The sequence below is a fragment of the Polaromonas sp. P3_B4 genome, assembly GCF_056402835.1.
This window is the reverse complement of record NZ_JBFUGQ010000006.1, coordinates 17,648-28,914: the sequence shown is the minus strand read 5'-3', so window position 1 is coordinate 28,914 and position 11,267 is coordinate 17,648. Positions and strand designations below refer to the sequence as shown.

Below are 11,267 nucleotides of genomic sequence, written 5' to 3'. Positions count from 1 at the left end.
GCAGGCGCCGTCCCCTCGAGGGGAGAACAGGCTACACGCAGTGAGCCTGGACAGGGGGAGCCAGCTTTTAGGGCATGAAGAAGCTGCGCGGATGGCTGCGCAGGCGTGCCCAGATGGCGATGCGTATGCGGGCCCGGTCCAGGTTGCTCACGTTGTGCGCCTGCAGGGCCAGGCGAAACGCCAGGTAAAAACTCACGCCGAGGTTGAGCGCGCCTATCAGGGGAATGGCAAGAATGCAGGACCAGATTTGCCAGTGCCGGAATGCTTCGAGCCCGAGAGAGGCGCCGGCCGCCGCCAGTTGTCCGGTTGACAGGGTGACGTGGCGGGCCTGGAGTTCAAGCCCGAAGAAACCGGTAAAGGCCGGTATGAGGCCGAGCATGAAACCCAGTGCGATGTTGGACGCGAAACCCGAAATGTTGTCGCGCATGAAGCCGGACCAGCGCGCAGCGCGCTCGCCCCCCAGCACGGAAGTGATGCGCGGGTTGTGGCGCATCGCCGAGTCAAGATGATGCAGTACAAACCAGTTCTCGGTCCAGCCCCCGATCATGCTGGCTGCGAACAGGATGCCGCCGGTGAACCCGGCCCATAGCAGGGCGGGGCCCATCACGGTGAGGGTTTCCAGCACGTGGTGCGCGTCGGCGACGCTGATCATGGGCCGGCCCAGAACGACCTGGATCAGCGTGTTGACGAGCAGCACGGCCGGAACGACCATGAATACATTGCCGCACACCGCCGCAACTTGCGAACGCACCAGGTGCGTCACCTCGTCGACAAACGCTTCAATGGGGCCGGTCGTATCGACCGAACCGATGTCCTTGAGCTTGGCCGCCATCGCCGGTGCGGTCATGGCAGGCTGCTTGGTGGCCAATGTGAAATGCAGCAGCTGGATGACAACAAAGCTGCCGGCATAGACGACGCTGGACCAGAAGCCGCCCCAGAAGGCAGAAAGACCAACTGCCACGACCATGAATTTCAGGAGCGTGGTGAAAGCGGTGATCGCTCCGCCGCCCATGGCCTTGCCCAGCATTTCGCGGTATTCCTCGCGGGTACGGGTGATGTAGGTTTCCCCGGTCTCTGCGCTGCGCTCAGCCATCTTGGCCGACAGCAGCGTGGAGTTGGCGCTGATCAGCGCGCCTATGCTTTTACTCTCCTGCGCCGTGATGACGCGGCGCGTCAGCAGTTTCAGCGCAGCCATGCCGGGTTTGGCCGAAAGCAGAGCGTCCAGCAGTTCGCGCACGCGCAGGATGCGTTCGCGCAACTGGCGCAGGCGAAACACCATGCCGACGGAGATACCGTGGTCTTCAAGATGCACGTAAATGCTGTTGACGGCCTGGCGGCAGGCGTCCAGTCGCTCACGGTACTGTGCGATGGCGGATTGCAGTTGGGCTTCGTTCCGGTCAGGCTTGAAGAACGCGTTGCGCAGCTCGTCGATATCAGCGGGCAAGGCATGGAAGGCCCGGGCGTGTGGCGTGGCGCGGTTCATGCGCAGACGCAGCTCCGGCGCAAAACCGGTGGCGCGAATCTGCGCGGTGCAATACGTCAGGGCGTCCATCAGGCTGTATTGCCAGTGCAGTGCATCCAGCTTTGGGCTGGCCGACAACAGCTGCGTGAGGCGGCTGATCTGGGCGTCTTCCAGTGCGCCCATCCACTGGGCATCGAAACGTGTGGGGGCGACCAGTGGGAAAAGCTCCGAAGCATCGGTGGTTTCGGGCGTTCCGGGTAGCAGCTTGCGACGCAGGCGTTCGGCCAGCTCGCTGACAAACGCCGTGCGCGGAGCAAAGCCGAAGTCGGCCAGCAAGGTGGTGATGTCAACGGTCTGCATCAGCGTTTGCCACCAGGCTTGCAGCCGTGTGCGCACTTCGGGCTGCATCTCCACGGCGTCCATCAACGCCTGTACTCGTGACACGGCCGCAGGCACGGAAGTCTGGTCGCCGCGAATCCACTCGAAAAGCTTGATCAGCCAGACGTGGCGCTGGGCCAGGTCGGCGTCGGGGTCGAGCGCCTTCAGGAGGGAAGCAAGATCCTTCATCAGCCGGTCAAACCCATCCGTTCAGTGCAGCACCCGGCCGTGCGGGGCGCTGCCGTTGTGTGCTTCCAGAACGAACATGGCAATGGGTACGTCAAAACGTTCGCCATCTTCGGCCACACAAAAATAGCTGCCGTGCATGGTGCCGGTGGGCGTGCGCAGGCGCGATCCGCTGGTGTACTGGAAGGACTCACCCGGCTTGAGCAGCGGCTGGTGACCCACAACGCCAAGCCCTTTGACTTCCTCGTTGTGACCGTTGGCGTCGCTGATGATCCAGTGGCGGGAAATCAGCTGGGCGGTCACGTCGCCGGTGTTGGTTACTGTGACGGTATAGGAAAACCCGTAGATGTGGTCTTCCGGGGCCGACTGGTCAGGCTGGTATTGCGGAACGACTTCGCAGGAGAACTGGTATTTGGGCATGGCAGGTAAACGGTTGGCGTCCATGTTAACCGCCTGCCCGGGAGGCTGCCATGCGTGCGGGCATGACGCGGCGGCGGCTTGCTGCGACAATCCGGCCATGCCTAAAAACACGCCACCCACTTACCGGATCGCTCCCTCCATTTTGTCCGCCGACTTTGCCCGGCTGGGTGACGAGATCAAAGCCGTGATTGCTGCAGGAGCCGACTGGATCCACTTCGACGTCATGGACAATCACTATGTGCCCAACCTGACCTTTGGGCCGATGATTTGCCAGGCCCTCAAGCCTCATGCAAAAAAAGCTGATGGCACTGCCGTGCCGGTGGATGTCCACCTGATGGTGCAGCCCGTCGATGCACTGGCTGCAGCCTTTGCCGATGCAGGTGCCGACTTCATCAGTTTTCACCCCGAGGCGTCGGGCCATGTGCACCGCAGCGTGCAGGCCATCAAGGCAAAAGGCTGCAAAGCGGGGCTGGTGTTCAACCCGGCTTCTCCGCTGGATGTGCTGGACTGGGTGATTGAGGATATTGATCTCATCCTGATCATGAGCGTCAATCCGGGCTTTGGCGGACAAAGCTTTATTGACTCCGCGCTGCGCAAAATAGAAGATGCGAGAAAACGCATTGATGCTTCGGGAAAAGACATTCGCCTGGAAGTCGACGGGGGCATCAAGACCGACAATATCGCGCGCGTGGCATCGGCCGGTGCCGATACCTTTGTCGCGGGCAGTGCGATTTTCGGGAAACCCGACTACAGGGCGGTGATTGACGCCATGCGGGTGGAGCTGGTGAAATAAGGCAGACTGCAACGATGCAGACCCCTGTCTCCCATATCTCTCTGCCCGAAAACCGGTAGGGCCGCAACTGGCCCGGCATTCATGGAAGAGCCGCATCATGACTGAACCTGTGAAGCCGCCGGTTAGCGAGACGCCCTCCGCGCGGAGGGCGCGCATCCTGGTGGTGGACGATACCGAGGACATACGTTATTTTCTCGCGACGCTGCTGCAGGACCGGTATGAGGTGATTGCCGCTGCGTCGGGCGAGGAGGGCCTGCAGGCGGCAACTTCAGGTGTGCGCCCCGAGATCATCCTGCTGGATGTGATGATGCCCGGCATGGACGGCTACGAGGTGATGCGGCAACTGGCGGGCGATCCGCGCACGGCTGATATCCCGGTGATCTTCCTGACGGCGCTTGCCAGTGTGGAGGAGGAGCAATATGGGCTGGACCTGGGGGCCACCGACTACATCACCAAGCCCGTCAGCCCGCCCATCCTGTTGGCGCGCGTCAGGATGCATCTTGAACGCAGCGCCAATGCCAAGCGCCTGAAGACCCTGTCAGAACAACTGTCGCGTTACCTGGCACCGCAGGTCTACCAGTCCCTCTTTGACGGGTCGCGCCAGGCTGAAATCGAGACGCAGCGCAAATGGCTCACGGTGTTTTTTTCGGACATCAAGAACTTCACCGAATCGACCGGTAAATGGCAACCGGAAGAAGTCACGTTCCTGCTGAACAGCTATTTTGAAGAGATGTCGCAAATCGCGGCCGACTATGGCGCCACGCTGGACAAATTCATCGGCGATGCCATCGTGATTTTTTTCGGGGACCCGCACACCCTTGGCCGGCAGCAGGATGCCGTGCAGTGCGTCCGGATGGCGGTGGCCATGCTGGTGCGGCTTGATGAGCTTCAGGTGCGGTGGAAAACGATGGGTATCGACAAGGCTTTTGAAATACGCATCGGCATTCATTCCGGGTTTTGCGATGTCGGAAATTTCGGCAGCAAGCTGCGTATGGACTACACCATTATTGGCCGGGAGGTGAACCTTGCCGCGCGGCTTGAGCAGGCCGCAGAGCCCGGCCAGATGCTGATCTCCCGCGAAACCCATGCACTGGTCCAGGCGGAAATCCAGGCCGAAGCACGGCCTGCCGTCACGGCCAAGGGATTTGCGGAGCCCATTCCGGTCTATGCCGTGCTGAAACCGGCGCGCTTGCCGCAGGCTGTTGCGACAGCGACCCCGCCAACGTTGCAGCCGCCGCCGCGGGATACCGTCAAAACGCCGGGTACGGGAATTCCCATGGCGGATGCCGCAGACGCCACGTTGCCTGAGAGCATTGCCGGCCTGGATCTCAGCGTCGGCCTGACCCGCGCAATGGGCATGAAGGGGTTTTATCTGTCGATGCTGCGCCGCTACCTCGACGGCCGCCGGGATACTCCCCGGCACATTCGCGAAGCGCTGGATGCGGGCGACCTGAAGAATGCCGAACTGCTCAGCCATTCCCTGCGGGGCGTTTCGGCCCAGATCGGAGCCATTCGCGTGCCGGCGGATGCGGCCGCGCTTGAGCAGGCCATCAATGAGGGCCTGCCGCGCCAAAGTCTGGACGATTTACTGGGGAAACTGGAGTCATCCCTGGGCGAGCTGATTGCTGCGCTGCAGTCAGGGTTACCACCGACGGATCCGGCCGCCGCAGGCTCTTAGCGAGGCGATCCATGAGGGGCCGGACCTGCAGGTGTATCGTTTCCTTACATCGCAAGCCACTAGAATCAGAATGCATTCAGGCTCATGCCACGACTGTTACCCGTTACCCGCGAAAGGACATCCACAGTGCATCCAAACAACATTTATGCGGTTACACCCAAAGGTCAACAGGAACTGCGCAGTGCCGCCACGTCGATTTCGCAGCCTGAGATTGAATTGCTGGTGCGCCTTGATGGCATCCTGACGGTCGCGCAGATCCGGCAGAGCATGGGTGAAGCAGGCAGTGCCACAGTAGACGGCACGCTCGATCTGCTCTATGCCAAGGGGCTCGTGGAAATGGTTCAGCCCGATCCGTTTGCGGCCTCACTGCAACTCCACCTCAGCCCGTTGGCCCTGACAGCGGCGGACGCGGAAGCCGACTCCTGTGCGGCCACGCTCAAGAAGTCCAACTATTACGTGCGTATTGCGCGCAAACGCGGAGCACCCCGTGCCCACGCAGCTGGCGAACGCCTGTCAGTTGTTATCGTGGACGACGAGGAGCACCTCGCCAAATTTCTGCAAAGTTATCTGACGTTCGAGGGGTTCGACGTTCGCACGGCCGGTTCCCGTGCCGAGATCGTGGCGGAATTTCGCAAGCAGCCGATTCCCGATCTGGTGCTTCTGGACGTGATGCTTCCGGATGCGGACGGCTTCGACATCCTGCTGCGGATTCGCTCCCATCCCGTGCTCAAGGACGTTCCGGTCATCATGCTGACCGCCAAGGCAACGCGGGAGTCCGTGCTGAAGGGCCTGGCGGGTGGTGCCGACGGGTATGTCACCAAGCCTGTAGAGACGGAATCACTGATTCAGGCCGTCCGCACCGTGCTGGGCACCCAATAGCACGCCTTTGCGGCGAACAGGCCTGAAGAAGCTCCAAGCGCCATGAAAATGCCCTTTCGCTCAAGCATCAACGTGGCCCTGTGTGCCGGAATGGTCCTGATCGCCCTGAGTATTGCGGCATCCTATGTCACCATCAATTCGCTGATTAGCGATGCGCAGAGTGAAAGTGAAGCGCGGGAAAAGGCGCTCGTTCTCCAGCGCGTGGTTTCTGGATTCAAGGCGACGGAATCCCTGCAGCGGCGTTATTTGCTGACCAATGCCCCCAGCGACCTGGCTGACTACCGGCAGTCCCTTGCACAGATCCAGCAGGCGCTCGAAAGCATGCGGCCCGGCCAGGATGTTGTCACCTCCGCTGCAGATTGGCTTGCACTGAAAGATGCGATCACGCGAACGGTCGGCTTGATGGAACAGACTGTTACGGCACGCCAGCAATCCGGTCTGGAAGCCGCTATTGCCGTCGTGGGTGGCCCCTTGAACCGCCAGCTCCACGATGAAATCGAAATCCTGGTTGGCCGTATCAAGGGGGGTGAAGAGTCAGCCCTTGAACGCACCAAGGCCGAAACCCGCCAGACTGCTCAAACCGTCAAGCAGCTGATTTTGATGGGCGGACTGCTGTCGCTCAGCATATTTGGCTGGGCGATCCAGAGGATTCTCCGGACGCAGGAAAAGCGCCGCCGTGCTGAGGCGCAGCTTTTGGACAGCGAAGCCATGAGCCGGGCCGTGACTGAGAGCATGGCCGAAGGGCTGGTCACGGCAACGGGCGAAGGCCTGATCGTCCACGCGAACAGCGCAGCACGTCATCTTTTTGGTTACCGGCTCGAAGATCTGGTTGGCCAGGAGGTCACCATGCTGCTACCGACGCGGTACCGCATGGGGTTTAGTGCCTTTTTCTCCGGGCTGGGCGGCCGCCAGCGCGGCTTCCGGGAGTGGGACGTCAAGATCCTGGGCCAGCGCCACGACGGGACCGAATTCCCCGTCAATGTGTCCTTTGGCGATGTCAATGTGAGCGGAAAGCGGCTTTTCACGGCCATCATTCACGACATCTCCGAGAGCGTGCGCATTACCGAGGCTCTTCGCAACAGCGAGGAACAATTGCGCCAGCTGACCGATACCGTTCCGGCCCTGATTGCCTATATCGACGGAGGGCAGCGCTTTCAATTCCACAACCGCGCCTACGAAGAAGCGTTTGGTTTGAAAGCCGAACAAATCGAGAACCGGCCGATGCAGGAAGTGCTGGGGGCCGAACTGTATGACCAGGTCAGGGTGCATGTACGCGAAGCACTTTCCGGTTACTCGGTGCGTCATGAGTTCGAGTATGTGACAGCCGGCGGTGACCGCCGCGAATACGTCATGAACTACTTTCCCCGATATGGGGAAGGTGATGAGCAGGACATGGTCATCGGGTTTTCCTCGCTTGGGACGGACGTCACCGAGCTCAAGCGTATCGACCGCATGAAAACCGAATTTGTTTCAACCGTCAGCCATGAGCTGCGCACGCCGCTGACGTCAATACGCGGGTCATTGGGACTGGTATGGGGCGGTGTGGCCGGCGAAATTCCGGAAAAAGCCAAAAACCTCGTAGGCATTGCCCAAAGCAATTGCGAGCGGCTGATCCGGCTGATCAATGACATTCTCGACAGCGAGAAAATCGAATCAGGGAAGATGCGTTTCGAGCTGCAGGCGCAGGAGCTTGAGCCATTGCTGGAGCGGGCCCTGGCAGATAACGAGGGCTTTGCCGCTCAACACGGCGTCAAGCTGGCCCTGCATAGGGCCGAAAATTCCCTGCAGGTCTGCGTTGACAGCGACCGGTTGATCCAGGTGGTGACCAACCTGTTGTCCAATGCCATCAAGTTTTCTCCTCCGGAGGGGACGGTCGATGTGACTGTGCGCAAGCGTGGCCGTCGCGCCCGGGTGGAGATCTCCGATAAGGGCCCCGGGATTCCCGACGAATTCCGGCAGCGCATCTTCCAGAAGTTCTCGCAGGCCGACTCCTCCGACACCCGCCAGAAAGGCGGGACCGGGCTTGGCCTGAGCATTTCCAAAGCCATTCTTGAGCGCATGGAGGGCAACATCGGTTTCACGACCGAGAGCAATGCGGGAACGACGTTTTACTTTGATTTGCCCGAATGGCGCGAAGCACCCCCTGTCACCGCACCGGTGGGGCTGTATGCACGTCCCCGCGTGCTGGTGTGCGAGGACGACCCGGATGTCGCCAAGCTTATCGGCATGATCATGGACAAGGGCGGGTACGACGCGGACATGGCGCATACCGCGGATCAGGCACGCGACTACCTCAAGATGGAGACGTATGCCGCCATGACGATGGATATCAAGCTGCCTTATGAAAACGGCCTCACCGTTGTTCGTGAGCTGCGCGCCAACAAGCGCACCGCCACGCTACCGGTGCTGGTCTTGTCGGTTATCGCTGCAGAGGCCCGGCAGCATGCCGAAAACCAGTCGCTCGGCGTCTCGGAGTGGCTTGAAAAGCCGCTGGATGAGCAGCGCTTGCTGAAGTGCATCAAGCGCGCCATCAAAAGCCGCTCCAACGGGAAACGCGGGGGCGTTCTTTGATGGCACCGGCGCTGTGCCGTCTGGACCGCGATCTGGAATGAAGAAATAAGTATCTCCAAATCGAGGCTTTGAGCGGGTAATGCAGATTTTGCGAGATGAGGTTCCGCCGGCGTTGTTGCAGTCCTCACCCCTCAGTATCCGGCCCGGCAGAAATTCGTCATTTGTCACCGGGCTTGGCCATGTGGGATAGATCATCTCCAGTCTGTCCACCAAAGCCCCGCTTCGCAAGTTGCATCAGCAGCCGCCGGCCCTTGGCATCCGTCGTCCGCCACGCAATGCGGGCGAGTTCGATAAAAGCGTTTTCTGCAGGATTGATTGCGTCTCCGCCGTGATCCGTATCCATCCAGCCTTTTGGCTTTCCGGACTTGCTCTCGATCTGCGCGGCCGCTGCATCGCCGATGTTCCGCGCGGTGCCCTTTGCGTCACCCTTGAACTGGCTCAGTCCCCCGGCGCTGAGGCCGAGCTGTCTGGCGATACGGCCCAGCATGCCGACAGGTGATTCGCCGGCGGCCAACTCCTTCTCACTGAACTCCCGAATGATGATCAGCAGGTTGTTGCGCCGGTTTCTATTGACGTTCTCGGAGTCCATGTGACGTGGTTGCAACAATCCAGATTATTTTGCATCGACCCGTTGACGACGGTGTAAAAAGATTTTACATTACCTTTCATCGCTACTTTGACATCAACCCTTTCCACGCACTCATCATGAAACCGATAGCCGCCAACGCAAGAAACAACACCCCCGTCTGGGGCGGTGCTGCCGTGCGTCGCCGTGACGTTCATCTGGGCCAATGCCGTGGGCTGAGTTCATTTGCGCTGTCCATTTTGCGGACCGCCATGCCCAAGCAGAACCACGAGGATTCCACACAACCGGGAGAAGGAGACGCCTGAGCGTACCTTCTAAATCTCTGACACCCAGAGGCCCGGTATCCGCAAGGAACCGGGCCTTTTTGTTTTTCCCTGACGGTGATCGTGCCGTCGATGCGCTTCAAGCGCGGGACTCTTTAAAAATTTGCAGCGGGACAGCAGCCAAACACTGGATGGCAGCGAGTCCCGCAAAAATTGCGGACATAGCTCAGTAGGTAGAGCGTGAGCCTTCCAAGCTCAATGTCGTCGGTTCGAAGCCGTCTGTCCGCTCCATTTCGGGTGTGCCTGCTTCACGTCACCTGCGCGAGACCGAGGAGACGGTCTGGTGGCGTGTGTGCTGGCAGCCGGGGTTCATGGCCCCGGATATGCAGTGCAGTGGGAGACCCTCGGTCGGTGTCATGCCGTCCGCCCACATGCAGGTACAGCCGAAATGGATTCAGTTTTTTCGCCCGCGCAGCTCAGTCGATGGAGCGGTAAGGCAGCCGCCTTGTAAGCGGCGGGTCGGCCGTTCAAATCGCGACCGTGGGCGCCAGGGTATTTGTCACGTTCGTCTAGCTGGCTCAGGACACAAGGTTTTCATCCTTGTAGACAGGGGTTCGAATCCCCTACGTGACGCCAACTCCAGCGCTGGCAGCCAGGTAATTGGCTGGCAGCTGTTCAGTAAAGAAGCGCAGTGCTTGCAAGAGCGTAGTGCGGAAACCGGCCTCAAAGATAGGGTGGCACCGGAACTCGTAACCGGGAATTTTTGGGAAGATTGGCCGAGAGGTTCAAGGCACTCGCTTGCTAAGCGAGAGCCCATGAAAGTGGGCTCATGGGTTCGAATCCCTTATCTTCCGCCATCTCTTTGATGGGCCGTTCGCCAAGCTGGTCCAAGGCATCGGGTTTTGATCCCGACATTTCGGTGGTTCGAATCCATCACGGCCTGCCATTTTTTTCGGGTTGCATAGCTCAGTGGTAGAGCAGCGGGCTCATAACCCGCCGGTCGTTGGCTCGGTCCCAACTGCAACCACCACCTGCATCACCCAAGCCATTTGCGTGCATAGCTCAGCGGGACTCAGAGCGCGACCCTCCGGAGGTCGAGGCCGGCAGTTCGAGTCTGCCTGCGTGCACCAGCAATAACCCAATAGATTTTTCTCGCGTTAGCTCAGTCCGGAATCAGAGCATCTGCCTACGAAGCAGAGGGTCGGAAGTTCAAATCTTTCACGCGAGGCCATTCAGTTTTCATTCAGCTCGATTCAATCCGTGTGTGGCGCAGTTGGTAGCGCGCGTGCTTTGGGAGCATGAGGTCGCAGGTTCGAGACCTGCTACACGGACCATCTTCATTCCGGTCTTCTTCATTCTTTTGGTCTGTTAGCTCAGCTGGTAGAGCACTTCCCTGTCCAGGATGTGGTCACGGGTTCGATTCCCGTACAGGCCGCCACCATTCATGCCGTGCTACCTCGGTCAATGGATCGATAACCCCATGCGCCGGTTCGAATCCGGGCTGGACACCAGATAAATGCTCAAGTGGCGGAATCGGAAGACGCGCCTGCTTCAAAACCAGGTCTTTTGGGAGTTCGAGTCTCCCCTTGAGTACCAGAACAGTTTTAGCCCCGGTGGTGGAATGGGAAGACACACTGGCTTTAGAAGCCAGCGCTTTCGGGCATGCCGGTTCGATGCCGGCCTGGGGCACCATTTTTTTTTAGATTTTTCGAAGGGTCGAAGGTGCGGGCATCAAAACCGTCCTGCGGCTCCGGACTCACGTTTCCTACGGGTGCGTAGCTCAACCAGGCAGAGCAGCGGCCTCCAAAGCCGAAGGTTAGAAGTTCGATTCTTCTCGCGCCCGCCAGCGATTTCCGGCGGTGTACCCCAGTGGTCGAAGGGAGCGGATTGCAAATCCGCCTGCGTCAGCACGCGTCAGTTCGAATCTGACCACCGCCTCCATCTCATTACTTTCAGCGCCTGCAGCTCAGCCAGGAAAGAGCGCTGGGCTTCTACCCCGGTTTGTCGGCCGTTCGAATCGGCCCAGGCGCGCCACATTCCCCGTTCAACCA

At 59.9% G+C, this 11,267-nt stretch carries 8 protein-coding genes and 15 tRNA genes; 20 read left to right on the top strand and 3 right to left on the bottom strand.

All coding sequences use genetic code 11. The annotated features are described in order from the left end of the window. Positions 1–67: 67 nt before the first annotated feature. Complete coding sequence (locus AC1DVV_RS22765) at positions 68–2,029, bottom strand: site-specific recombinase (RefSeq protein WP_457282303.1); 1,962 nt, start codon at positions 2,027–2,029, stop codon at positions 68–70. Positions 2,030–2,050: 21 nt separating this feature from the next. Further along, entirely contained in the window at positions 2,051–2,446 is a 396-nt protein-coding gene (gene apaG, locus AC1DVV_RS22760) for a Co2+/Mg2+ efflux protein ApaG (protein ID WP_457282449.1), read from the bottom strand. 97 nt (positions 2,447–2,543) lie between these two features. On the opposite strand from apaG, the gene rpe reads away from it, so the two are divergent. The 4 genes from rpe (at position 2,544) to AC1DVV_RS22740 (ending at position 8,367) form a co-directional block, all read left to right on the top strand. Further along, on the top strand, positions 2,544–3,239 hold the full coding sequence (gene rpe / locus AC1DVV_RS22755) for a ribulose-phosphate 3-epimerase (RefSeq protein WP_457282302.1): 696 nt from the start codon (positions 2,544–2,546) through the stop codon (positions 3,237–3,239). A 97-nt stretch (positions 3,240–3,336) separates the two neighbouring features. After that, entirely contained in the window at positions 3,337–4,917 is a 1,581-nt protein-coding gene (locus AC1DVV_RS22750; protein ID WP_457282301.1) for an adenylate/guanylate cyclase domain-containing protein, read from the top strand. A 126-nt stretch (positions 4,918–5,043) separates the two neighbouring features. Next, entirely contained in the window at positions 5,044–5,796 is a 753-nt protein-coding gene (locus AC1DVV_RS22745) for a response regulator (RefSeq protein WP_457282300.1), read from the top strand. A 42-nt stretch (positions 5,797–5,838) separates the two neighbouring features. Next, positions 5,839–8,367: a PAS domain S-box protein gene (locus AC1DVV_RS22740; RefSeq protein ID WP_457282299.1), complete on the top strand. Its 2,529-nt coding sequence runs from the start codon at positions 5,839–5,841 to the stop codon at positions 8,365–8,367. Positions 8,368–8,524: 157 nt separating this feature from the next. On the opposite strand, the gene AC1DVV_RS22735 is transcribed toward AC1DVV_RS22740, so the two are convergent. Next, positions 8,525–8,956, bottom strand: a complete 432-nt coding sequence (locus AC1DVV_RS22735) for a hypothetical protein (protein ID WP_457282298.1) — start codon at positions 8,954–8,956, stop codon at positions 8,525–8,527. Positions 8,957–9,072: 116 nt separating this feature from the next. Here AC1DVV_RS22735 and AC1DVV_RS22730 point away from each other — a divergent pair, with 116 nt between their 5' ends. The 16 genes from AC1DVV_RS22730 (at position 9,073) to AC1DVV_RS22655 (ending at position 11,250) form a co-directional block, all read left to right on the top strand. Then, positions 9,073–9,258 (top strand): hypothetical protein, encoded by a 186-nt coding sequence (locus tag AC1DVV_RS22730; RefSeq protein ID WP_477702637.1) that lies wholly within the window; start codon positions 9,073–9,075, stop codon positions 9,256–9,258. Positions 9,259–9,431: 173 nt separating this feature from the next. Next, a tRNA-Gly gene (locus AC1DVV_RS22725) sits at positions 9,432–9,507 on the top strand. Between the two features lie 174 nt (positions 9,508–9,681). Next, positions 9,682–9,766, top strand: a tRNA-Thr gene (locus AC1DVV_RS22720). Between the two features lie 8 nt (positions 9,767–9,774). Beyond that, positions 9,775–9,852: transfer RNA gene (locus AC1DVV_RS22715), tRNA-Glu, on the top strand. Positions 9,853–9,982: 130 nt separating this feature from the next. Beyond that, a tRNA-Ser gene (locus AC1DVV_RS22710) sits at positions 9,983–10,073 on the top strand. 10 nt (positions 10,074–10,083) lie between these two features. Next, a tRNA-Gln gene (locus AC1DVV_RS22705) sits at positions 10,084–10,162 on the top strand. Between the two features lie 9 nt (positions 10,163–10,171). Beyond that, positions 10,172–10,246 (top strand) — tRNA-Ile (locus AC1DVV_RS22700). Positions 10,247–10,267: 21 nt separating this feature from the next. Then, a tRNA-Arg gene (locus tag AC1DVV_RS22695) sits at positions 10,268–10,346 on the top strand. Positions 10,347–10,367: 21 nt separating this feature from the next. Further along, a tRNA-Arg gene (locus AC1DVV_RS22690) sits at positions 10,368–10,447 on the top strand. A gap of 27 nt (positions 10,448–10,474) precedes the next feature. After that, a tRNA-Pro gene (locus tag AC1DVV_RS22685) sits at positions 10,475–10,550 on the top strand. Positions 10,551–10,578: 28 nt separating this feature from the next. After that, positions 10,579–10,654 (top strand) — tRNA-Asp (locus tag AC1DVV_RS22680). Between the two features lie 80 nt (positions 10,655–10,734). Continuing rightward, a tRNA-Leu gene (locus AC1DVV_RS22675) sits at positions 10,735–10,812 on the top strand. Between the two features lie 11 nt (positions 10,813–10,823). Beyond that, a tRNA-Leu gene (locus tag AC1DVV_RS22670) sits at positions 10,824–10,908 on the top strand. Between the two features lie 77 nt (positions 10,909–10,985). After that, positions 10,986–11,062: transfer RNA gene (locus AC1DVV_RS22665), tRNA-Trp, on the top strand. Positions 11,063–11,071: 9 nt separating this feature from the next. Continuing rightward, a tRNA-Cys gene (locus AC1DVV_RS22660) sits at positions 11,072–11,157 on the top strand. Between the two features lie 14 nt (positions 11,158–11,171). Further along, positions 11,172–11,250 (top strand) — tRNA-Arg (locus AC1DVV_RS22655). Positions 11,251–11,267 lie beyond the last annotated feature (17 nt).